General features: G+C 71.7%; 21 protein-coding genes and 1 pseudogene. 8 read left to right on the top strand and 14 right to left on the bottom strand.

Annotated elements, in window-relative coordinates; genetic code table 11:
* Positions 1–63: 63 nt before the first annotated feature.
* The 4 genes from AB0E24_RS30595 to AB0E24_RS30580 all read right to left on the bottom strand — a co-directional run bounded on the left by AB0E24_RS30595 (position 64) and on the right by AB0E24_RS30580 (position 4,958).
* Entirely contained in the window at positions 64–792 is a 729-nt protein-coding gene (locus AB0E24_RS30595) for a 2OG-Fe(II) oxygenase (protein ID WP_069867623.1), read from the bottom strand.
* A gap of 67 nt (positions 793–859) precedes the next feature.
* Complete coding sequence (locus AB0E24_RS30590; RefSeq protein ID WP_069867624.1) at positions 860–1,366, bottom strand: methylated-DNA--[protein]-cysteine S-methyltransferase; 507 nt, start codon at positions 1,364–1,366, stop codon at positions 860–862.
* A gap of 112 nt (positions 1,367–1,478) precedes the next feature.
* On the bottom strand, positions 1,479–2,099 hold the full coding sequence (locus tag AB0E24_RS30585; protein ID WP_359381808.1) for a hypothetical protein: 621 nt from the start codon (positions 2,097–2,099) through the stop codon (positions 1,479–1,481).
* A 135-nt stretch (positions 2,100–2,234) separates the two neighbouring features.
* Positions 2,235–4,958: a SpoIIE family protein phosphatase gene (locus tag AB0E24_RS30580; RefSeq protein ID WP_435855329.1), complete on the bottom strand. Its 2,724-nt coding sequence runs from the start codon at positions 4,956–4,958 to the stop codon at positions 2,235–2,237.
* 179 nt (positions 4,959–5,137) lie between these two features.
* Between AB0E24_RS30580 and AB0E24_RS30575 the strand changes: the two genes are divergently transcribed.
* Positions 5,138–6,088: a S1 family peptidase gene (locus AB0E24_RS30575; protein ID WP_359381802.1), complete on the top strand. Its 951-nt coding sequence runs from the start codon at positions 5,138–5,140 to the stop codon at positions 6,086–6,088.
* A gap of 333 nt (positions 6,089–6,421) precedes the next feature.
* On the opposite strand, the gene AB0E24_RS30570 is transcribed toward AB0E24_RS30575, so the two are convergent.
* Positions 6,422–7,477, bottom strand: a complete 1,056-nt coding sequence (locus tag AB0E24_RS30570; protein ID WP_359381799.1) for an NAD(P)/FAD-dependent oxidoreductase — start codon at positions 7,475–7,477, stop codon at positions 6,422–6,424.
* 53 nt (positions 7,478–7,530) lie between these two features.
* Positions 7,531–7,721 (bottom strand): annotated as a pseudogene (locus AB0E24_RS30565) (PepSY domain-containing protein); the annotation flags it as partial.
* A 26-nt stretch (positions 7,722–7,747) separates the two neighbouring features.
* On the opposite strand from AB0E24_RS30565, the gene AB0E24_RS30560 reads away from it, so the two are divergent.
* The 3 genes from AB0E24_RS30560 to AB0E24_RS30550 all read left to right on the top strand — a co-directional run bounded on the left by AB0E24_RS30560 (position 7,748) and on the right by AB0E24_RS30550 (position 9,489).
* The gene (locus AB0E24_RS30560) at positions 7,748–7,903 is read left to right on the top strand and encodes a hypothetical protein (protein WP_176742847.1); all 156 of its coding nucleotides are present in this window, start codon (positions 7,748–7,750) and stop codon (positions 7,901–7,903) included.
* 53 nt (positions 7,904–7,956) lie between these two features.
* Entirely contained in the window at positions 7,957–8,673 is a 717-nt protein-coding gene (locus tag AB0E24_RS30555) for a hypothetical protein (protein ID WP_099016780.1), read from the top strand.
* A 183-nt stretch (positions 8,674–8,856) separates the two neighbouring features.
* Positions 8,857–9,489: a sigma-70 family RNA polymerase sigma factor gene (locus AB0E24_RS30550; RefSeq protein ID WP_174884360.1), complete on the top strand. Its 633-nt coding sequence runs from the start codon at positions 8,857–8,859 to the stop codon at positions 9,487–9,489.
* A gap of 130 nt (positions 9,490–9,619) precedes the next feature.
* Here the strand turns inward: AB0E24_RS30550 and AB0E24_RS30545 are convergent, their stop codons facing one another.
* The 3 genes from AB0E24_RS30545 to AB0E24_RS30535 form a co-directional block, all read right to left on the bottom strand.
* Entirely contained in the window at positions 9,620–10,315 is a 696-nt protein-coding gene (locus AB0E24_RS30545; protein ID WP_283887826.1) for an HAD-IA family hydrolase, read from the bottom strand.
* A gap of 196 nt (positions 10,316–10,511) precedes the next feature.
* Positions 10,512–11,645, bottom strand: coding sequence for a Gfo/Idh/MocA family protein (locus tag AB0E24_RS30540; RefSeq protein ID WP_359381795.1), 1,134 nt, complete (start codon positions 11,643–11,645; stop codon positions 10,512–10,514).
* Positions 11,642–12,808, bottom strand: coding sequence for a DegT/DnrJ/EryC1/StrS family aminotransferase (locus AB0E24_RS30535; RefSeq protein WP_099012597.1), 1,167 nt, complete (start codon positions 12,806–12,808; stop codon positions 11,642–11,644). The genes AB0E24_RS30540 and AB0E24_RS30535 overlap by 4 nt, the downstream gene beginning before the upstream one ends.
* 226 nt (positions 12,809–13,034) lie before the next feature.
* Here AB0E24_RS30535 and AB0E24_RS30530 point away from each other — a divergent pair, with 226 nt between their 5' ends.
* The 3 genes from AB0E24_RS30530 (at position 13,035) to AB0E24_RS30520 (ending at position 15,469) form a co-directional block, all read left to right on the top strand.
* Entirely contained in the window at positions 13,035–13,469 is a 435-nt protein-coding gene (locus tag AB0E24_RS30530; RefSeq protein ID WP_359381792.1) for a type II 3-dehydroquinate dehydratase, read from the top strand.
* 48 nt (positions 13,470–13,517) lie between these two features.
* A complete protein-coding gene (locus AB0E24_RS30525) occupies positions 13,518–14,459 on the top strand; it encodes an ROK family protein (protein WP_359381840.1) in 942 nt (313 codons plus the stop codon).
* Positions 14,460–14,644: 185 nt separating this feature from the next.
* Entirely contained in the window at positions 14,645–15,469 is an 825-nt protein-coding gene (locus AB0E24_RS30520) for a MerR family transcriptional regulator (protein ID WP_174884363.1), read from the top strand.
* Between the two features lie 153 nt (positions 15,470–15,622).
* Here the strand turns inward: AB0E24_RS30520 and AB0E24_RS30515 are convergent, their stop codons facing one another.
* From AB0E24_RS30515 to AB0E24_RS30500, 4 genes are read right to left on the bottom strand one after another with little or no spacing between them, the layout of a single operon-like run.
* Positions 15,623–17,035, bottom strand: coding sequence for a hypothetical protein (locus AB0E24_RS30515; RefSeq protein WP_359381788.1), 1,413 nt, complete (start codon positions 17,033–17,035; stop codon positions 15,623–15,625).
* A gap of 47 nt (positions 17,036–17,082) precedes the next feature.
* A complete protein-coding gene (locus AB0E24_RS30510; protein ID WP_359381785.1) occupies positions 17,083–18,606 on the bottom strand; it encodes a hypothetical protein in 1,524 nt (507 codons plus the stop codon).
* Positions 18,581–19,363 carry a hypothetical protein gene (locus tag AB0E24_RS30505; protein ID WP_359381783.1) on the bottom strand — a complete coding sequence of 261 codons (783 nt, stop codon included), beginning with the start codon at positions 19,361–19,363 and terminating at the stop codon, positions 18,581–18,583. The genes AB0E24_RS30510 and AB0E24_RS30505 overlap by 26 nt, the downstream gene beginning before the upstream one ends.
* Complete coding sequence (locus AB0E24_RS30500) at positions 19,363–20,043, bottom strand: hypothetical protein (protein WP_069867638.1); 681 nt, start codon at positions 20,041–20,043, stop codon at positions 19,363–19,365. The genes AB0E24_RS30505 and AB0E24_RS30500 overlap by 1 nt, the downstream gene beginning before the upstream one ends.
* Positions 20,044–20,411: 368 nt before the next feature.
* Between AB0E24_RS30500 and AB0E24_RS30495 the strand changes: the two genes are divergently transcribed.
* Positions 20,412–21,119 (top strand): 4Fe-4S cluster-binding domain-containing protein, encoded by a 708-nt coding sequence (locus AB0E24_RS30495; protein WP_347234723.1) that lies wholly within the window; start codon positions 20,412–20,414, stop codon positions 21,117–21,119.
* A gap of 262 nt (positions 21,120–21,381) precedes the next feature.
* Here AB0E24_RS30495 and AB0E24_RS30490 read toward each other — a convergent pair whose 3' ends face one another.
* Positions 21,382–22,548 carry a macro domain-containing protein gene (locus tag AB0E24_RS30490; protein ID WP_359381779.1) on the bottom strand — a complete coding sequence of 389 codons (1,167 nt, stop codon included), beginning with the start codon at positions 22,546–22,548 and terminating at the stop codon, positions 21,382–21,384.
* Positions 22,549–22,631 lie beyond the last annotated feature (83 nt).

Genomic DNA, 22,631 nt, shown 5'->3' with positions numbered 1-22,631 from the left:
TCTCCGCCTTCTCCGCGGGCGGATGGAGGGCTGCCATGCCAGGATGCCGGACGGTGGGTGGTGTCAGGCGGCGTCGTGGAAGACCAGCCCCAATGCGTGGCGGCGCCCGGAGCGCACCGTGCTGACCCCGTGCCGCATCACACCGGCCGACCAGCCGCGCTTGGTGGCCACGGGACGGTCACGGGTGGTGAAGATCAGGCCGTGGCCCTGCTGGAGGACGGTCGTGGTGCCCCGGGACTGGGCGCGGGGCCGCTGCTCGACCAGCAGAAACTCCCCGCCCGTGTAGTCCGTGCCGTACGCGTCGAGCCCGATCACCACCTGGAGCGGGAAGAGCATGTCGCCGAATACGTCCCGGTGCAGGGCGTTCCAGTCGCCGGGGCCGTAGCGCAGCAGGATCTGTGCGGAGCGGTCCTGTCCGGCCTCATGACACATGGCCAGCCACTTCTCGAGGCTGTCCGGCCAGGGCGCCGGGCGGCCGAGCCGCTCCGCCCAGTCACGGGCGATGGTCAGCAGCCGCGGATAGAGCGCGGCGCGCAGCTCGGCCACCGGTTCGGGCAGGTCATGGGTGAAGTAGCGGTACTGTCCGGAGCCGAAGCGGTGGCGGGCCATGTCGATCGTGTTCCTGAACTGCTCGTCCTGCCCGTACAGCCCGGCGATGCGGGCGCACTGGGCGGGGGTCAGCAGCCGTGGAGTGAGCGCGCACCCGTAGGTGTCCAGCTCCTCGGCCAGCTGTGGCCAGTCGGCCGCGGCCACGCGCTGGTGGATGCGTGCGGTGTCGTTCGTGGTGCTCATCGGTGTTCTCCGGGATCCGGGAAGTCTGCGGTGCGGGCCTCGGCACCGGGCGGTGCGAGGCCCACGCTCAGGCGGTCTGGAGGGCGCCCTCGTGAACGAGGAGCCGCTGCTTGCGCTCCAGTCCGCCCGCATAGCCGGTCAGTGCGCCGGTGGCGCCGATGACCCGGTGGCAGGGCCGCACGACCAGCAGTGGATTGCGGCCGATCGCGGTGCCGACGGAGCGGACGGCCGTGCGCGGGGCGCCGATCTGCCGGGCGATGTCGCCGTAGCTGACGGTGGTGCCGTACGGAATGGCCTCCAGCGCCTGCCAGACCCTGCGCTGGAAGTCCGTACCGCCCTCGACGCACTCGATGTCGAAGCGGGTGCGCTCGCCGTCGAAGTAGGAGCGCAACTGGGAGACGATCTCGGTGAACGCCTCGGCATCCTCGCTCCAACCGTCCTGGACGACGGCCCCGCCCTTCTGGCCGGGCACGGACAGGGAGATGAGTGCGGTGCCCCCCGGCGCGGTGGCGGACTCCTCGCCCACCAGCAGCAGCTCGCCGAGCGGGCTGTCGATCGTCGTGTGGACCGTCATGGCTGTGGTCCCTCTCTTCTTCTCGCCGTTCTGTGGTGCGTTGCTCCCAGCATGCGTCTTTCGGGCGGGGAAAGCTGGCGGGATTCGGACATGGCGTTTCGGGCGCCCCGCGTCAGCGGATACCGATCCGCCCGTTCGAGAAGTGGCCGAGAGCCTGGTCGATCTCGCTGATCGGCTGGCGGAGGGCGTAGACGGTGAAGCGCAGCCGCATCCCGCCGTTCCAGGCGCGCCGCATGCGCATCCGGGCCTCGGGCTGCTCCAGTCCGCTGACCCCGGGGGTGGTGGCGGACACGCCGGGGGCGAGATCGACCCGCACCGTGCTGAGGCCCTGGCCCGTCACTCGCACCTGGGCGATCGCGGACCAGGGGAGGAAAACGGGCTCCGGGGCGGAGTCGATGGCGCAGCGCAGGCCCTCGGCGGAGAGGCGCATCGCCACCGGGGACACCTCTTTCGCCGCCCAGGTCCGCTTCAGCCGCCGTATATCGGCGAATCGGCGCCTGGCGTCATAGCCGAGGAACGCCGCGGGCCAGGCGAACACCAGGACCCACAGCTGGGAGGCGCTGTGGCCGAGGGCGAAGAGGCCGAGGGCCACGGCCGAGACGATGACCACGGCACTGGCCACCCCGGCCCATGCGGCCACCGGCAGCGTGCGCAACAAGGAGGCCCGGACACGGGCCACCGCCTCGGGGTCGGACGTGACGATGTACTCCTGGTGGCCGTGTCCCTCGTGCATGATCACAGTCTCGATGACGCGGCCGGGGAAAGCCAGGCCCGGCCCCGCCGCCTGCCCGCCGCGTTCGGTGAACTCCTCGCCCCCGGTGGGGGGTTGCGTCGCTCAGCACTGCCGCCGAGCCCCACACACGTCCGCTCAGAGGCCGCCGTCCAGGGCCGCCTCGGCCCAGATGACCTTGCCGTGCGGGGTGTAGCGGGTGCCCCAGCGCTGGGCGAACTGGGCGACGAGGAACAGCCCGCGGCCGCCCTCGTCGGTGATCGCGGCCCGCCGCAGATGGGGTGCGGTGCTGCTGCCGTCGGAGACCTCGAAGATCAGGCCGCGGCCGCGCAGCAGCCGTATGCGTACGGGAGGGGAGCCGTACCGCAGGGCGTTGGTGATCAGTTCACTGATGATCAGCTCGGCGGTGTACGCGGTGTCCTCCAGGCCCCACGCCCGCAGTTTCCGGGTGCAGGTGGCGCGCAGCGGGGCGACCGCCGCCAGGTCGAACGGCACATCCCACTCGGCCACGTTCTCCGGGGCGAGCAGGCGGGTCCGGGCCACCAGCAGCGCCACATCGTCGCTCGGGTGGGCCGGAAGCACGGTGTCGAAAAGGCTCCGGCAGGTCTCGTCCGGGCCGAGGTCCGGCTCGGCCGCGAGGGTGCGGCGCAGCAGGTCGAGGCCGGTGTCGACGGCTTGGCCTTCCCCTTCGAGAAGGCCGTTGGTGTACAGCACCAGCCGGCTTGCGGCGGGCAGCGAGAGGCCGACCGCCTCGAACGGCTCCCCGCCCATGCCCAGGGCCGGGCCGATGGGCACCGCGGGGATGTCCACGGCGCCGTCCGGGTGGGTCACGGCGATGCCCGGATCGCCGGCCCGGGCCATGGCGCAGTGGCCGGACACCGAGTCGTGGATCGCGTACAGGCAGGTGGCGCCCGTGATCCGGACGTCGTCCGAATCGGCCTCGCGCTCCAGGTCGAGACGGGTGACCAGCTCGTCCAGATGGGAGAGGAGCTCATCCGGGGGCACGTCCAGGGCCGAGAAGTTCTGCACCGCGGTGCGCAGCCGCCCCATCGTGGCCGCGGCGTGCAGGCCCTGCCCGGCCACCTTCCCGACGACCAGCGCGACCCGGGCGCCGGAGAGAGGGATCACATCGAACCAGGATCCGCCCGTCTCGCCCTGTGCGGGCAGATAGCGGGACGCCACCCGCACGGCGTCCTGATCGGGCAGACCGCTGGGGAGGAGGGTGCGCTGCAAGGTGGTGACCATGGTGTGTTCGCGGGCGTAGCGGCGGGCGTTGTCGACACATACGGCGGTGCGCACGGCCAGCTCCCCGGCGATCGCCAGATCCGCCTCGTCGAACGGCTCACCGGGCCGGGTCCGCCAGAAGGTGGCCAGGCCGAGGGTGACCCCGCGGAACCGCAGCGGGACGGTGATCAGCGAGTGGACCCCGCGGTCGAGGAGGCGCCGGGTCTCGGCACCGTACGTGGCCGATTGCCCGGGGGCCGGGTACGGGGCGGAGTGGTCGCTCGGCGACTCGCCGGGGCCCGTCAGATCGGTCAGGAGGACGGCGGCTCCGGCCTTCACGGCCCGGCTCTGCGGTGTGGAGGGTGCGTAGACGACTCGCTCGCCCACGCGGAAGACGAGGCCGTCGGGGGGATCTCCGCCGACGGCGGTCCGGTGCGGCGCCAGTGGCTCGTACGGTGGCTCGGGCTCCTCGCCGCGCAGCACGGGCTCCAGCAGTTCGACGGAGACGATGTCGGCGAACCGGGGGACGGCCACGTCCACCAGCTTCTCCGCGGTGCCCGTCAGCTCCAGGCTGGAGCTGATCCGCACCCCGGCGTCGGACAGCAGCTTCAGCCGCTCACCGGCCTGCTCGGCCCGGTCGGACAGCACCCGTAGCGCGGTGGTGTCCCTCAGCGTCACCACGTTTCCGGCGGGATCGCCCGCACGGTCCGTGGACCGCATATTGACCGCCAGTAGTCGATCCCCGCAGGGGTGCACCTCGTCGGTGACGCGCCGTCCCGACGCCAGCAGTTGCGTCAGGTGCGGTTCGAGGCCGAGCTCGTCGATGCGCCGCCCCTCCGCGTCCGGAGCCAGCCCGAGCAGTTCCCGGGCCTCGTCGTTGACCACCAGCAGTCGCCCGCCCGCGGTCAGGACCAGCACCCCTTCGCGGACCGAGCGCAACACCGCGTCATGGTGCTCGTACATCCGCGTCATCTCCGCGGCGCCCAGTCCGTGGGTCTGCCGCCGCACCCGCCTGCTCATCAGCGCCGCCCCGCCCGAGGCCAGGGCCAGCGCCCCGGTGCCACTGCCGAGCAGCAGCGGTAGCCGACGGTCCACCTCGCTGTTCACGCTCGCGATCTTGACCCCGACGGACACACCGCCGAGGAAGGTGCCGTCGGCCCTGGTGACGGGGACCGCCGAGACCACGGACGGGCCCTGGCTGGCCTGGAAGGACTCCGTGATCGTCTTGCCTTTCAGCTCGTCCCGCACCAGCCCGGCCGGTCCGACGATCCGCTTGCCGATCAATGCCTTCTCGGGGTGGGTGAGGCGGATGCCATGAGTGTTGAACACCACGACGCTGTCGACGCCTGATCTCTTCCGTGCCGCCTCCGCATGCGACTCCAGCAGCGACGTCGGCCGGTCGCTGGTCAGGGCCCGGGCCATTCCGGGGGAGTGTGCCAAGGTCTCGGCGACCGCGAGGGATCGCCGGCGAGCGTCGGTCGTGCTGTGGCTCCGGGCATCCGCTGCGACGGCCACCACCGCCGCGGCCACCAGAACCAGGATCAGCAGAAGCTGCAAGATGAACGCCTGCCCGGCGACGCTTCGCGTATACGACAGGGGCCCCAGCCGTCGCCGAGCCGGACGAGCACGTCCGCCCATATCGGCATTTATAACACTCTCCGTGTCGTGGTCGGCAGGGCGTGCGCGGTCCGGCTTGATCGTCAATGTGCTGATCAAGGGCGCTTTTCGACGGTACGGGATGGTGGGTTACGTGTCCGCCCGACCACGGGCACAATGAGGCGGCTGGACCAACTGACGCCCCTTTCAAGGAGGTTCGGGTGAGAACAGCTCGCCGTACCAGGAGACGTGGCCGGTTGACCGCCGCGGTGTCCGGTCTGTTCATCACGGCAGCCCTCGCGACAGTCGGTACGAGTGCGGCCGCTTCCTCCGCGATGACCGCCACGTCCGCGCCCAGTGCCACCGCCACGCCCCCGTCCGTATCCACGCCCGTGTCCGGCGCCGCCTCGTCCGTGTCCGGCGCCGCCTCGGCCGTGGCATCCCTGGATGTCCCGGGCACCGCCTGGACCGTGGACGAGCGCACCGGAACGCTGCGGGTCCTCGTCGGTTCCACGGTCCGGGAAGCCGATCTGGCCAGGCTCGACCGCACCGCCGAGCGCTTCGGCGGCACGATCACCGTGGAGCGGCTCGATGGTCCGCTGCGGACCCTGCTCTCCGGTGGCGACGGGATCCACTCCACCACGGGGCTGCGCTGCTCCGCGGGGGTCAATGTGCAAAGCGGCACCACGTATTACTTCGTCACGGCCGGCCACTGCACCGACGCCGCCCCCACCTGGTACACCGGCTCCGATGCGACCACCCCGGTCGGTTCGACGACCGCCACCAGCTTCCCGGGCAATGACTACGGTGTCGTCCGGTACACCAACACGGCCGTTCCGCACCCCGGGACGGTGGGGACCGTGGACATCACCGGGACCGCCACCGCCTACGTCGGCCAGCAGGTCTGCCGCCGGGGTGCCACGACCGGCGTCCGGTGCGGTCAGGTCATCGCGCTCAACGCCACCGTCAACTACGGCGGCGGTGATGTCGTCTCCGGCCTGATCCAGACCAATATCTGCGCCGAGCCGGGCGACAGCGGCGGTCCGCTCTACGCGGGCGACAAGATCATCGGCATTCTCTCGGGCGGCTCCGGGGACTGCGCGACCGGAGGCACCACCTTCTACCAGCCGATCCAGGAGGTGCTGAGCGCCTACGGCCTCACCGTCTACTGACATGGCCTACCGGCCGTGATGGTCTCGTGGCGCGTCGCGTGGCCGGACCGCCGTGCGAAGCCTCGCCGGGCCGGGCCGCTGGGTGACGCGTCGCCGGGTCGGGCCGTCGTGCGAAGCCTCGCCGGGTCGGGCCGCCCCATGGCGCGCTGCCCGACCGAGCCGCCGGGTGGCGTGTCGCCGGGTCGGGCCGTCGGGTGGCGTGTCGCCGGGTCGGGCCGTCGGGTGGCGCGCTGCCCGACTGAGCTGCCGCGTGGCGTGTCACCGGGGCGGGCCGCCGCGTGGTGCCTCGCCGGGGCAGGCCGCCGGGTGACGCGTCGCCGGGGCGGGCCGCCGTCACAGGCCGTGGCGGCGGCCGCCCAACACCGCTTCACAGACCCGCGATTCCAGCTCCGGGGAGAACGGCATCTTGCCGCGGGCCCGGGCGGCGACGGCCTGCCGGGTCTCCTCGGCGATCAGGTCCGCGTTGATATGGGCGGCCGCGGTCGCCCCCGCCGCCGCGGCGCTGCCCACCTGGGCCGCCAGATCGGTGACATTGCCCGCGACCCACACCCCGGACACCTCGGTGCGCCCGGTCGCGTCGGACGGGATGTGCTCACCGCCACCGCTCGGATGCTCCACCGGCCGCAGCCCGAGCTCCGCCAGGAGACCGGCGTGTGCCACCATCCGCGGCGCGACGGCCAGCGCCTCGCGCTCGACCACGCCGCCGTCGCCCAGCCGCACGCCGACGAGGCGGTCCTCGACGATCTCCAGGGACGCCACCTCACCGTCCACCACACGGATGCCACGGGCGGCCAGCTGCTCCGCCTCCTCGCCGGACGGCGACGGCAGGGTGTGGGGGAAGAAGGTGACATCGTCGCTCCACTGACGGAACAGCAGCGCCTGGTGCACCGACAGCGGCCCGCTCCCCAGTACGCCGATGGCCTGGTCGCGGACCTCCCAGCCGTGGCAGTACGGACAGTGCAGCACATCCCGGCCCCACCGGGACCGCAGCCCCGGGATGTCCGGCAACTCGTCGACCAGCCCGGTGGCCAGCAGCAACCGGCGCGCATGCACGGTCCGGCCATCGGCCAGGGCCACCTGGAAGCCGCCGGACTCCTCCCGGGTCACGGCGCCCACCTCGCCGGACACCACCTGACCGCCGTAGCCGCGGACCTCGGCCCGGCCCCGGGTCACCAACTCGGCCGGAGGGATCCCGTCCCGGGCCAGCAGTCCGTGCACTCCCGAGGCCGGGGCGTTGCGCGGGGCGCCCGCGTCGATCACCACCACCGAACGCCGCGACCGGGACAGCATCAGCGCCCCGCTCAGCCCAGCGGCGCCACCACCGATCACCACCACGTCATAGGCGTTCTTCAGCTCATCGGCCACCTTGACCACCTCCACGGCAACCATGCGAGCCCTCCCTCCATCGAGGCAAAACATATTGCCGAGATGGCAAGCCGGGGTCAGGCGGCCGGGGTGGTGGTGCGGCGGCGGGCGATCTCGCCCACGGCGATGTCGACGGCCAGGAACGCGGCGAGGGGGATGCCGAGCAGGGGCAGGTAGTAGCCGATCACGGCGATGGCCGCGGTCGGCGGGTGGCCGCGGCCAGCGGGACGAGGACGTACAACGGCACCCGTCGCCATGCGCCACGGGGTGGCCGGGGCGAGGGGTTCAGCGGACATGGACGACTCCTGGCTCGGGGCAACGGCGGCAGGCGGACGCGCGCCGGTTGAGTCGTCGGATGCGGGCATCGCCGAGTTCCGGGCATTTTATGTGAACTGGCTCACATGGGGCCATGTGGCGGCCGTCGACGAGCCGCGCTTGTCATCGGCGTGATGAAGATTGAGCCATCGTTACGCATACCGGCAACGGCTGGCACCATGGCTGCCATGTCCGCCGGGCCGCCCTTCCGTCTCGCACGAGCCGCCGTGTTCGCGGCGATGTGCGTCGTGGTGACGGCGCTCGGACACGTGCTGATGTCCGGTGACACGCTGCCGGTGTGGGCCGTGGCCGCCGCCTTCGCCGGAACGGCGGCCGGTGCGTGGTGGGTTGCGGGGCGGGAGCGCGGAGCGCTGGCCGTGACCGGGGCGACCGTGGTCGCGCAATTCGGCCTGCATATGGCCTTCCGGTTCGCGGAGACGGCAGTCGCCCCAGCGGCGGGAAGTGCCATGGGTGACGGGATGTCCGGTATGCGGGGCGGCATGGGCGCCGCCCCGATGAGCGGCGCCATGGGCCATATGCACGATGGCATGGGCCATATGCGCCATGGCGCGGACGCGATCTCCTCCGCCGCGCCGTCCATGAGCCATCTGCCGTGGCCCTGGGCGGGTCCGGGCGGGGCGGGCATGGCCACGGCCCACCTGCTCGCCGCCCTGATCTGCGGGCTGTGGCTGTGGCGCGGCGAACGGGCCGCCTTCCGGCTCGGCCGCGCGCTCGCGGCCCTGCTGTTCGTCCCGCTCGTCCTCGCCCTGCGCATCCTGGGCGCGGGTGTCACTCCGCCGCCCGCATGGCCCTCCGCGCCGGCCGTCGCCCGCCGGCCGCGCGGAGTCCTGCTGCGGCACGTCATCCTGCGCAGAGGGCCACCGAGGCGGTTCGCCATCCGCTGAACCGCCCGTCCTTCCCCCGCCCCGACCTGGGGTGAGCACCGGTGACGGGCGGAGTACCGGCGCCAGCGCGGCGTCGCCCCCACCCATCGGCACCGTCGGCCCCTCGTCGCCCCGCCGCACACTCGCGCGGCTGGTGGCGCGTGCCGATGTGCCGCTCACCGCCTTCCGAAGGACGTTTTGACGATGCCTTCTGCCATGCTGCCCGCCGCACCGATAAGAGCCGTGCACGGCCTTGCCACCGCGGCGAACGACCACCAGGTCACCGAATGGGCGCTGGCCGCCCGGGACGGCGACCGCGAGGCGGTCGACCACTTCATCCGCGCCACCTACCGCGATGTGCGCCGTTTCGTGCTCCACCTCAGCGCCGATCCGCATGGTTGTGAGGACCTCGCCCAGGAGACGTATCTGCGGGCGCTGACCGGGCTGCCGCGCTTCGCCGGTCGCTCATCGGCCCGGACGTGGCTGCTGTCGATCGCCCGCCGTGTGGTCGTCGACCGCTACCGCACGGCCGCCGCCCGTCCCCGTACGTTGGACGCGGACGACTGGCAGGAGGCGGCCGAACGGGCGCAGCCCGCCGGGCTCCCCGGGTTCGACGAGGGGGTGGCGCTGATGGACCTGCTGGCGGCGCTCGCCCCGGCACGCCGTGAGATGTTCCTCCTCACCAAGGTGCTCGGCCTGCCGTACGCGGACGCCGCGACCGCGACCGGCTGCCCCATCGGCACCGTACGCTCGCGCGTGGCCCGCGCCCGTGAGGACATCTCCGCGCTGCTGGCCGCGGCCGAGAAGGCCGCGGGACCGGTGCCGTTGGTGGGCTGAGCCCAACGGTGTTCCGGGGCGTGGCGGGCGGCGGCCCATCGGTGGCCGTCGCCTGCCACGTCCCGCATCAGCGGTCGGCCACACCGCCGGGAGACGGCGGGGACGGACATCGACCCGGACGTGGCACGGACTATGGAACCGTCACCTTGGGGCACAGCGACAGCAGTTCCGCCGGCTTGTGCAGGATCACATCGGGCTCCGCCGCGAGCAGGGTCTTCTCGTCGGTCTCACCCCACATCGCGGCCACGGCGGTGATCCCGGCCCCCCGCGCGCTGGCCAGGTCGGTCACCGCGTCCCCGACCATCACGGTCCGGTCGGGGTCCGCGTCCATCATGTCCATCGCCTTCAGCACGATGTCCGGCGCGGGCTTGGGCCGGGCCACCTCGTCCGAGCCGAGGACCACGTGGAACTGCCCACGGATGCCGAGGGTGTCGAGCAGCGAACGCGCCCGGGGTCCGCTCTTCCCGGTGGCCACGGCGAGTCGTAACCCGCGGTGGCGCAGCTCCGACAGCAGCTCTGGCACACCGTCGAACATCTCCACCAGGTGGGCGAGCCGGTAGCTCTCGCGGACGAACGGGCCCTCCATCTCCAGCGGAAGACCCATGATCCGCATGATGTCGGGGAAGTAGCGGCCCAGATGCCGGTTGTACTCCTCGAAGGGTGGCTCACCGTCGCCGACGACCTCGGCGTAGGCGTGGGTGAACGCCTCGCGCATCACCGCGAAGCTGTTGACGAGGACACCGTCGAGGTCGAAGACCACGGAGGTGATGGGGGCGACACCCGCGCCGGAGAGCGGGTCGCCATGACTGATCGGATGGGTGTTCATTGAGCACTCCCGTGGTGCGGGCCGGTACGGCGGACCGCCGGTCCGGGTCCCGGGTGCGGTCCGAAGAACGCGGTCCGAAGAACGTGGTCCGAAAGAACGTGGTCCGGAGAAGGGGAAGACGACGAAAGGGATGGCGAGGGAAGGGAGGGGGCGGATGGGAGCGGTGCCGGTGCGGCGGGGCGGTCGGCCGGTGCGGTCACACCGACGCCGACTCCCGTACCTCCCGGTGGATCCGGGCCGAGGCGTAGACCCGTTCGATGGCACCGATGGTCCGGCGGACCTCATCGATCACCCGGCCCCGCCCGGCCGGGTCGCGCAGTTGCGCGGGAAGCATGTCGAGCTGCCGGTCGTACTCGGTGCCGACCGGTTCGGTGGGTACGGCCACCGGCCGGGTCGTACCGTCGACGGTACGGGTCAGGGTGGACTTCTCGAGGCGGTTCGGGCTGAATCCGAAGGTGCAGCGCAGGGTGGCGCTGCCCGCGCTGCCGTCGATCGTCACCCGGGTGGTGTCCAGTTCCTCGTGCGAGGCCCAGCTCGCGTGCAGCACAACCGAACGGCCGTCGTCGGTGATGAGGAATCCGCGTGCGGTGTCCTCGACATCGGTGGCACCCCCGTTGGCGCCCAGGAGCGCCGGGCCGTCGCCGTCGTCGCCGCGCCACGCGGCCCGGGAGGACCGCTGGACGATGAAGTCGGAGGACACGGTCCCGATGGCGTGCCGGAACGCGGCGGTGCCCAGCAGCGGAACCGCGATGTCGAACAGATGCCAGCCCAGGTCGACCAGCGCCCCGCCACCCGCGAGCGACCGCTGGGTGAACCAGCCGCCCCGGTCGGGCACGCCGCGCGACCGCACCCAGGCGAGCTCGACATGACGGACATGGCCCAGCCGGGCGGCGATCCGGTACAGCCCGCGCACATCGGCGCGGTACCGCGCCGCGCTGCCGGCCAGCAGCATCGCGCCGCCGGAGCGCTCCGCTTCGGCCAGCCGCTCGGCCTCCTCGGAGGTCAGGCACACCGGCTTCTCCAGGAACACCGGAATGCCCTTGGCCAGCAGCTCGGCGGCGACCGCACAGTGCAGATGGTTGGGCACCGCGACCACCGCCAGGTCCACCTCGGCGGGGTCGAGGTCGTGGACGGCCGCCAGCACCGGCAGCCGGTCCATGCCCTCCGCCTCGGCGACGGCCGCGCGGCCGCGCTCGTCGGGATCCACCGCGGCGGTCACGGTGAAGGCGGGGTTGTGGCGGAGCCGGGGCAGCCAGATCGAGCGGGCCGCCCATCCCAGCCCCACCACGGCGGTCCTGATCGGCGGCTCGCCGATGGACGGGGCGCTCATGCGCCCGCGAGCACATCGGCGACGACGGCGGCCACTTCGTGCATCTGCTCCTCGCTGCCCAGCAGCACCCGGTGGTGCAGCCAAAGGCAGTCGCGGGTGAGCGCCTCGGAGTGCGGGCAGCGGCGGGCGAGTTCGTCCACCGTCAGATCCGGCGCCGCGACCTCCCAGAAGGCGTCCGTACGGTAGACCGCGCGGAACGCGACGAACGTGGGCACCCCGCGCTCGATGAGGGTGTCGACGACCTTCGCACGGCGCTCCTCGGTGATGCCCGGCACCCGGAACATCGCCATGTAGTGCGGATTGCGGTCACCGCGGTCGTCGCGCGACTGCGGTACCACACCGGGGATCTCGGCGAGCAGCCGGCTCAGCACCGGCCAGCGCTGCTCACGCGTGGTGATCTGGCCGTCCAGGCGGGCGAGTTGGGCGCGCAGTACGGATGCGGAGAACTCGTTCAGCCGGAAGTTGGAGCCCGAGGTGCGGTGGAAGTAGCCGCGGTCGGTGCGCGGACGTCCACAGCTGTGCCGGACGAAGCCCCTCTCGTACATCTCGGCATCGGGGAAGAGCACGGCGCCGCCCTCACCGGCCGTCATCAGCTTTCCGTTCTGGAAGCTGAACGCGGCGACCGAGCCCAGCTCACCGACCTTCTGACCGCGCCACCGCGCACCGTGCGCATGGGCCGCGTCCTGGATCAGCGGCACCCCCGAGTCGGCGGACAGCTTGCCCAGCGCGTCCATGTCGCACATCTGGCCCGCCATGTGCACCGGCATGATCGCGCGGGTTTTCGGGCCGATGGCCGCCTCGACCGCCGAGGGATCGATGCAGTACGTGTCCGGGTCCACGTCCACGGGCACGGCCACCGCGCCCAGCCGCTGAGCCGCCTGCGAGGACGAGATGAAGGTGAACGCGGGAACGATCACCTCGGAGTCGGCGCCGACCCCGAGCACTTCGAGGGCGAGCTCCAGCGCATGCGTCCCGTTGGTGACCGCCAGGGCGTGCTCGCTCCCATGGGCCGCGGCGAACTCCGCCTCGAAGGCGTCGACCTCACCGCCCCCGATACGCCACCATTGCCCCTGATCCAGAGCCCGGATGAGGGCCTCGCGCTCCTCGTCGCCGTACTGCGGCCATGCGGGCAGCTCGGATCGCAGTCGCACATCATTGCTCATGAATTCCCTACTCCCTTAATTCGTTATGGAGGCGGGTCCGCGGCGGACGCATTAGCACGCTAACCGGACGGCGGGGGAAACGTCATTCCCCCTCAGGGCCCCCCTATATCCCCCTTAAAAACGCGGTTGGCGAAGTCATCATGTCGAGGCCAAGGGTGCCGTGCTATAAATGCACTTCCGTGATGAGTCGCTGTAATTCAGTCGACCCCACAGGGTGAGGTGCCCATTGAGCAGGCTGTTGTTGGTGAACGGACCGAATCTCGGCATACTTGGCAAGCGCCAGCCCGAGATCTACGGCACGGATACGCTTCAGGACATCGAGCGCTGGGTCGGGGAAGAGGTCGCGGGGCGCGGCTGGAAAGTGGATTCCTACCAGTTCGATGGCGAAGCGGAGATCATCCAGACCATTCAGGGGAACTACGACACGGTCGGTGCCATCATCAATCCGGCCGCGCTTATGATGGCCGGATGGGGTCTTCGGGACGCACTGGCGAACTATCCGCGGCCCTGGATAGAAGTGCATCTGTCGAATGTCTGGGCCCGTGAGCAGTTCCGCCATGAGTCGGTGACCGGGCCGCTGGCCGCGGGCGTCATCTTCGGGCTCGGCGCCCTGGGCTACCGGCTCGCCGCCCGCGCCCTGCTCGACAAGGTGCCGGACTGAGCGCCCGCCCCACCGCCACCCCACACCGCGAGGGCTGACGAGCCAAGGCTGACGAGCCGGGAGGCGACCATCGGTCATCTGGGAATCGACGTCGGCGGCACCAAAGTGGCGCTGCGCCTCGAACACGACGACCTCGGTATCAGCGAATCCTCCTTCCGCTGGCCCGAGCCGGACGGTACGGACGCCATGACGTCCACGTCCGGTGGCGCCACCCGCGATCTGGACCTGCTGGCGCGCCACATCAGGGAGCTGTGTGCGGGCCGACCCGAGCGGCTCACAGGTGTCGGGGTCGCGATGCCCGCCACCCTCGACGCCACCGGCACGGTCACCGCCTGGCCCGGCCGTCCCAGCTGGGCCGGAGTGGATCTGCGCGGCGCGCTGTCCGCCCTCTTCGGCCACGCCGAGGTCCGCTGCGCCGACGACGGCGATCTGGCCGCCCTCGCCGAAGCACACGAAGCCCGCTGCCCCGACCTGCTCTACCTCGGCGTCGGCACCGGGATAGGCGGTGGCATCGTGCTGAACGGGAAACCCGTGCCCGGTGTGGGCCGCGGCTCCTGCGAAGTCGGCCACCTGGTCGTGGACCGCGACGGACCGCTGTGCGACTGCGGCCGGCGCGGCTGCGTCCAGGCGGCGGCCTCGGGCCCGGCGACCCTGCGCAGGGCGGCGCGGAGACGGGGCCAGGAGGTGACCTTCACCGCGCTGCGCCAGGCGGTGCGCGGCGGAAAGCCGTGGGCGGTGGCGTCGCTGCGGGAGAGCGGCAGGGCCCTGGCCGCGGCCGTGACCGGCGTATGCGAACTGCTCCATCCCTCGCTCGTGCTGATCGGCGGAGGGTTTGCCGCGGCGATGCCGGAGCTGGTGGCGATGGTGGCCGAGCGGACGGCGGAGCTGGGGCGCCCCGGCCATCCACCGCCACCGGTCCGGCCCGCGCGACTGGGCGGGCTGTCCTCACTGCACGGCGCCGTGCTGCTGGCCAGGGGACTGCCGGACTGATCGGCGACTGCTGGTCCGGCCGATGGTTTTACGACGTGGCCGGGACATACGAGGCGGCCCCCTCCGCCCCGGTAGGCGCCGTGGCGACCGCCGGGGCCTTTGACCGGGAGTTCCCCGTCGTCGAATGTAGAACCTGAACGGGGTTTGACCCTCACACCGTGTCAGGCGCTGTACTCGGAGACATCATGTTCACCATCGGAGACTTCGCCCGGCACGGCCGTGTCTCGGTCCGGATGCTGCGCCACTACGACGCCATCGGACTGCTGCGCCCGGCCCATGTCGACCCCGCCACCGGCTACCGCCACTACTCGGCCGCCCAGCTCAGCCGCCTGAACCGGGTCATCGCGCTCAAAGAGCTCGGCTTCACCCTCCAGCAGGTGCGGGACATCGTGGACGAGAAGGTCGGCACCGAGGAGCTGCGCGGCATGCTGCGGTTGCGCCGGGCCGAGCTGGAAGCCACGGTGGAAGCCGTGGCGGCACGGCTGGTGCAGGTCGAGGCGAGGCTCCGGTCGATCGAAAGCGAGGGGCACATGCCCACCGACGACGTCGTCATCAAGAGGGTCCCCGCGGTGCGGGTGGCGGAGCTCACCGCGACCGCCGCCAGCTTCGACCCGCAGGACATCAGCCCGGTCATCACACCCCTCTACGAGGAGCTGTTCCGGCGCCTCGACGCTGCGGGCATCACCCCGACGGGGCCCGGTGTCGCGTACTACGAGGACGCCCCGGAAGGCGGCGGCGCCATCAGTGTGCACGCCTCCGTCCAGGTGTCCGCCCCGCCACGGGACGGCGATGACCTCCGGATCCTCGATCTGCCGCCCATCGACCACGCCGCCACCATCGTCCACCGCGGCCCGATGGACGCCGTGGTGCCCACGGCCCAGGCCCTGGCCCATTGGATCGACGGCAACGGCTACCGGTCGACCGGCTACCCCCGGGAGATCACCCTGGAGTGCCCGGAGAACCGTGCGGAATGGGTCACGGAACTCCAGACACCGGTGGTCCAGGTCTGACGGCGGGGCCGCGGCGGAGGTACGGGCGGGCGGGCCCGCGCACACGGGCCCGCCCGCTCGGAAGAAGTCCGCTCGGGAGACGCCCGCGCGGAAGGTGCCTGCTCGGAAGGCGCCCGCTTCACACGCGCCCGTCCGCCCGGCAGGCCGACGTGTTCAGGAAACCTGTGAGCGGATTCTTCTGCGGGGCCGCCCCGTCCCGGACGATTCGGCCCGCGGGGTCACCCCCAGCTGTTTCAGCCGTTCGAAGTCGGCCGTGTCGATCTTCTCCAGGATCTCCAACTGCCGTGCCAGGGCGTCGGACTGGCCGTTCACATCGTCATGCCGTCGAAGCGCGGTGGCCGTGGTGATGTGGAACCGCGCCAGGGCCACCTTCAGGCTGCGGCTCTCCAGGATCATCCGGTAGATGGTCTCCTCCGCCAGCGCGTCCTGCACCGATCTGACCGGCCGGGTGAAGAACAACGTGACGATCTGCCCCACCCCGAGCGCCCCGAGCACGGCGGGGCTCTGCCACCCGATACGGCCCGGGAGGAAGACGCCGACGAGCGACAGCACGAGGGCGCTGGCCAGCAGACAGGTGCCCAGCCCCAGCAGGAACTTGCTGGCGAAGCCAACCGTGTGCTGCGTTCGCCGGAGGCGTTCCGAGGTCTGGATGCGATAGTCCCGCATCCTGGCGTCCTCGTACGACAGGATGCCCTGCTTGTCCTGGATGTATGAGGAGTAGCCCACGAACTCCTCGTCCCCGCCACGGGACAGCCGGTCGTCGTCCGGCCGGGAGCCCAGGAAACGGGCCAGCTCCGCCAGGCCGATCATCACCTCGGTGCGCAGCACACGCTGGCAGAAGTCCAGCGCCGTCAGATGGCGCTCCAGGGTCCTGCTGGCGGTGAGCGCGTCGGAGACGACGAGCTGCCGCACGTCGTAGCGGGAGCGGATACCGGTCAGCAGCAGCTGCACCTTGATATCGGTGAGGACGCCGACCACCGCGAGATGCGTCGTCTCCTGACGTCCATCGCCCAGCAGACCGTCCAGCAGTGTGGTCAGCGGCGCCGGTTCGCTGAGGTCGGGACGTCCGCCGGCGCTGTGCTGGAAGTCGAAGAGGGTGTTGGACCGCACATGGTGCACATGGAGTTTCCCGCCCCAGCCGCCCTCGCCGTCCGCGGGCGCGTACTCATCCGGGGCCAGCAGGTCCGTGAGCCCGTCGACGTACGCCGCCCCCCAGGTGTCGGCCTCGCAATGGGCCCCGTACTGCCTGCGCTCCAGGTCGTACGTCTCTCCCGGGACATGCCAGTCACGGATGTTGATCAGATGCAGAACCCCGTCCCCGTGTCCGCGCGTACGGGAGCCCACGGTGGCGTCGAGGAAACGGGCCAGTGGCGAACGGCGCAGCTCCGACTCGGACAAGACCCTGCGGTGGCCCTCCGTGTGGAGGGACGCACCGCTCTCGCTGTCCAGCAGCAGCTTGGAGACGGCGCTGTCCGGCAGGGACAACTGGCAGTCCAGGTTGAGGAAGAAGTCGTTCTGCAAGCACTGAGTGATCAGTACGTACTGTGCCGGTGCCGTCGGCTCCATCGCCACCCCCGTGGGTCTTCCGTGTGCTTCCGGTGTGCCGCACGCGCTCAGCGCGGCAGCAGCGGCCACTGCTTGGACAGTCGCATGGCGGCCTCCGTGACCGCCGGATCGCTGGACTCCATGGCCACCCCGTCCAGATAGGCGTGGGCTGCGGCTTCGTAGAGATCGTCGACCGCGTAGAGCCGCGCCTCATGGGCCGCGCGGCGGGCCTCCGCGCGGGCACCCAGGGTGGCCTCGGCCTCCTTGGCACGCTCGGAACCCGCGAGATCCGTCTCCATGTCCCGCTCCAGCTCCCGCAGCCGCTCGGCCGTGGTCCGGTACGCCGCGAGATACGGATGCTCCTCGCCCAGCCCGATCAGGAAGGCGATCCCGCCGGAGAGCAGCAGCAGCGCGACGAACATCCAGGTCACGCTCTGCGCGTCCAGATGCAGGGACTCCAGGAGGCTCGGCGGGTTGCGCACGCTGTCGCCCACGTCCGCGGCCACATCGGGCGGCAGATCCAGCGGAGGCTCCTCCCGGAACGCCACCTTGGCCCGCAGATCCCCCAGCGCCCAGGCGCCGTACGCCCAGACGCCCAACAGGGCGAGGGCGGGCACGGCCGACAGCCGGACCGCACCGGTGGCGGAGCGCCGCCGCAGTATCCAGCCCGCGATATGCGGGGCGAGGATCATCGCCACCGCCACGGCCACCATGAGGCTGTAGGAGAGCAGATCGGCGAAGCGCCCGACACCGTGCAGATTCTCGAACACCGAGTAGTAGACGGGCAGTTCCACCACGACCAGCGCGGCCAGCACACCGAGCTTCATCCAGCGCGGCATACCGGGGCGCGCCGCCGCGCCCTCCCACGCCGCCCTGGTGGACAGGGCGCGGTCGGCCGCGTCCGCCTCCGCCACCGGATCGGGTTCGGACACCGCCTGCCAGCTGGCGTGGCCGGTGGTCTCCGGCTCGTCCTCGCGCCGGGTGGCGCCCTGCCGTCCGGGGTCGGTCCCGTCGCTGCCGTCGGCAGGCATACGGGCGCGCAGCCACCGGCGCTCGAAACCGCCCCGCACGGTGTCGCGGAAGGTCTGCCACCGGTCGGCCCGCCGCGCCAGCCGGTCCAGCTGGGCGGTGGTGACCGTCTGCTGCCGCTCCAGGACGACCCGCCGCTGCCCGGCCCGCTCCAGCCGCTCTCCGGCCGCGGTGGCGGCCGCCCTGACCCGGCTTGCCTCCAGCGCGCCGTCCTCCTCGGCTCGCGCATGCTCCTCGGCGAGCCGGTGCTTGACCCGGTTGCGCAGACTGGCCAGTTCGGCGAAGTAGGGCACCCGGTCCGGGCCGGCCAGGACCCAGGGGTCGAAGACCTTCCGGGTGGCCGCCGACGCGCCGTGCTTGCGCGCCCGGTCCCGGAGCCAGGTGCTGTCACCGGCCCGGATGACATCCGACGCGACGGGCTCGGGCTGCGGCAGGGCGCCATCGGGAAACCGCCGTGCGGATGCCCGCCCGCCCCGGCGCCCGCGGTCGGCGTCGGCCCTGCGGCGGCGCGGCCTCAGCCGGCGCGGCGTCTGGTCGTCACCGGCGATAGGTGGTGTTGACATGTGCCTTGACCCTCCCCTCCAGAAGCTCCGTCCAGAAGGCGTTGAACTGCTCGTACCGGGAGGTGTCGGTGTGGTACTTCATGCCGTAGCCCACCGGGTAGACATCGGCGCCGGACAGCTTCGGTTTGCCGTGCGACTTGAGGAAGTCGTCGATGACGGTCCGGCGGCTGGTGGCGGTGGACAGGTCCTGCCGCCCGAGCCGGAAGTCGGTGTCGCCCTGGTCGAAGTCGCTGACCACCAGGACGTCGAACGACGCGTCGTCACCGCTCGGCTTGGACAGTGCGATGCGCGACAGCCCGCCGAGCACATCGGAGCCGGGCTCCTCCTTCTGGGCGCAGCGCAGCAGCTTCAGGGCGTTGGAGAGGGCGACGGCACGCATGGCGGTGCGGGTCCGCTCGCGGTCGGCGGTCTTCGAGGTGTCCGGGTCCAGGTCGAGCGGGCTGACCTGGCACTTCGACGCCTCGGAAACCTTGGTTATGGGGGCGAAGGACGTCTTGCGGCACTTCTTGTCCGACAGGAACGTCTGGAGGGTGGCCTTGAGCTTGGCCTCCGCGTCGAAGCCGGTCCGGGAGGCGTCGGCCGAGCCGGAGCCGTCGACCACGACACCACATGTCTGCGAGTAGCGTGACGGCTCGTCGGAGCCACAGGCCGTGGCGGCCGCCGCGAGAGCGAGCACCAGCGCGGCGGGCAGCGCGCGCCGCCGGTTTCCGTGCCGCCGGGCGGCCGGGCGCTCCGGAGCGGGAGTGTGGACGGTCATCACGCGGTCCTCCCGTCGACACGGTCGGTGTTCTGCCGTTCGAGTATGTGCAGCGCCCGGGAGGTGGCCGTCCGCGTGCTGTCGTCGTCGGCCAGCAGCCAGACGTCGGGCTGGTACCAGGACCGGTCCAGCTCCACTCGGCCGGGCAGCCAGTCCCCGGGCGGGCGCCGGGGGAGGCGGGAGAGCTGGGGGTGGGTCTCGCGCACCGCGTCCCAGTAGCAGGCGAGTCGCTGATTGGCCTGGTCCACCACGGCATGGGCATGCGATCGGCACCGGTCCACGCTGGTGCGCCACTGACCCACCCAGTGGCCGTAGCGCGCGAGCGCCGCGGGCCGGGGGTCCTCGCGGACGTCGTACTGGGTGACCACGCGCACCGACTCGGCGCGCAACCTGCTGAGCAGGGCGTGCTCCCGCCCGATGAGGGCGGAGCGCATCTGCTCGGTGGTCCGGCGGACGCCGGTCCGCACCTCCATCACGTAAGGGGTGATGAGCAGTTCGGGAGCGGGTGGCTCGATGGGCGGCGGCGTCTTGCTCCGCTGCTCCCCGGACGGCTCCGGGAGCACGATGCGGGGGACGCCGCGCGCGCCGTCGCGCTTGCCCCGCCAGCGGGCCGCGAAGCGGGCGGTACGGCCGAGCCTGCCGCGGCGCACCACCCCGTTGACACTGTCAGATGTGATCATGGAAATGGATCCCCCGATTTCCCCGGTACGGAAATTCCCGCACCGGACAGCCGCATTGCGGACAGTGGTATTCCGCTTTCTCCCGCAAAGGGTTCGCGGCCGATGTAGCCGATGCCGATGTGGATGCCGTTGTCGATGCCGATGTGGATGTCGATGTGGATGTCGATTGGATTCTCTGTCAGACCGTATCGGTGAGGTGGTACCCGGGAATGCTCCCCATAGGGCCCGCTCCTGAAAACGCCCGGAAGTCAACCGGAGAACGCCCTCGTAGATGCCTGACGCCGGGTCATACTGGAACGGTTCCGGGGGCCTGGCGTCTTTGATCATGGATCTCGGAACACGACCTCGGGGGAATAGGAGATGGGTCGGTGGAGAACGTCCCAGAGCGCGCAGAGCCCACGCTCCGGATCAGTCAGACACACTTCCCGGTGGAGACCCTGGGTCCCGGGCGGCGCCTGGCCATCTGGTCACAGGGGTGCGGACTGGCCTGCGCCGGCTGTATGTCCCGGCACACCTGGGATCCACGGGGCGGCGCCTCTCGTACGGTGTCGTCCCTGCTCGGGCTGTGGCGCGAGGCGTTGACGCGCGGCGCGGACGGGCTGACGGTCAGCGGTGGGGAGCCGCTCGACCAGCCCGCTGCTCTGGAGGCCCTGCTGGCCGGGGCGGTGCGGGCCCGTGCGGAGGCGGTGGCACCGGGCGGCCCGGCGGCAGGCCGTGAGATCGACATCCTCCTCTACACGGGGTACGAGGAGGACGAAGTGGAGCGTGACGCGGCGCGCTCCGCCGCCGTCCGCCACGCCGATGCGCTGGTGACCGGACGCTTCCGGGTGGCCGAGCCCACCGCGCTGGTGTGGCGCGGCTCGGCGAACCAGCGCATACGGCCGCGTACGGCGCGCGGGTGGGCGCGCTACCAGGAGCATCTGGCCCGGACGGAGAGCGGGCCGCGTCTACAGGTGGTCGAGGGGGAGGGCGATGTGCGGCTCTACGGAGTGCCGCGGCGCGGCGAACTGGTCGAGCTGGAGCGTCGGTTGCGGCGGGCGGGGATCGCCCTCACCGGTGCGAGCTGGCGCCCCTGAGCGGGGGCGCCCGCTCGGGTGGCAGGGCGCGCCGCGACCCCGGAAGCCGTGGCCTCGGCGGCTGCGATCTGTGCGGCAGGGGCTTCTGCGGCAGCGGACCTTGTGGCGGTGGCCTCGGCGGCTGTGGTGCTTGCGGCAGGAGCCGTTGTGGCAGAGGGTCCTGTGGCGGTGGTCTCGGCGGCTGCCGTCTCTGCGGCTGTGGTCCGTATGGCTGGGTGCTCGGCGGCGGTGGCCACCGTGGCGGTGGCCTCTGCGGTCGCGGTCACAGTGCGCCGACGGCCTCGGCTATCTCCCGGTTGCGGACCACCAGATGCACCCGCCAGCGGGAGTCCCGGGCGAGTTCGTCGCGGATCGCCCAGCGCAGCCAGGTCGCGCTCACCGCCGGTGCCAGACCGCCCCGGCCCGCGCCGAGCAGCGGAAAGCAGATCGAGGACAGGGCGGGCTCGTAACGGTCGCGCTCCGCGCGGGCGAGCGCGAAGCACGCGCTGACCGCGCGGGCGATGCTCTCCGGGCGGACCTCGTACGTATCGTCCCGCGGTGTGGCCACCGCGGCGTGGTAGATCCGCCGGACGCCGCGCGCGGCGAGCGCTCCCGGCGAGGTGGGCACCACCGTGCCCGGCCGGATCGGCAGCCCCGGGCGGCCGTGGGCGCGCAGCCACGCGGCCAGTTCGCGGGCGAGCACATCGTCGACGATCTCCCCGGCGGGGTCGCGTACGGCGGCGGCCAGGCGCAGCGCGCCGGAGACGGTGGGGCGGAAGGTCTTGGACATCTCCAGGTAGACGTTCTCCGAGGAGACCAGCACCTCGATGTCCCGCAGCAGTTCGATGGGCGAGACATGGAGGGTGAACGTGCTCCGTGCGTCCACCGGCACGGCGTCGACCCGCAGCGGAGGTTCCTGGCCGATCCTGCCGCTCGGCGCGATCGTGCTCGGCCCCGCCGCGTTCGGCCCGCCGGAACTCCGTGCTCCGGTGTCCGGTCCGGGGCTCCGCCCCGCCGAGCCGCCTCCTCCCGTGAAGGGCGGCGGCTCCCGCAGGACGGTCAGCACGGCCTCGGCGAGCTGCTGGATGACCTGCGGTTCCTGCTGTTTGCGGAACCGCTCGGAGGTGACTCCGTACACGGCGGCGGCCATCTTACGGCGGTCATGGGCGGGGGCGCCCCGGCGGTCGGGGAGCAGTCCGAAGGTATGGGCCGCGGCCTGGCCGAGCAGATCCCGCTCGCCGAGCCGTCGTACCGCCTCCTTGAGCAGCGCCTCGATACCGGCCGGGGCGTCGTCGGAGCCATCGCAGAGGCCGGCCGCCGCGGCCGCGGCGCGCAGCGTCGGCCGATCGGTTCTGCGCAGATCCGGGAGTCCGGGTCTGCGTATGCTTTTGAGTTCTTCCAGGAGTTGATCGTATGTGGGCAAATTTGACGCAAATGGCTCCTGACTCATGGTCACCAGGCTAGCGACCGGTCGAGAAAGAGGAAATCGGTCTTCCGGCGGCCGTGCCCTGCGGGGCTTTGTACCGCCGGTAA

The sequence above is a fragment of the Streptomyces malaysiensis subsp. malaysiensis genome (assembly GCF_040653035.1).
Taxonomy (GTDB): Bacteria; Actinomycetota; Actinomycetes; order Streptomycetales; family Streptomycetaceae; genus Streptomyces; species Streptomyces malaysiensis.
Note: the sequence above shows the minus strand (reverse complement) of the source record. Positions and strands in the feature narration are given on the sequence as shown.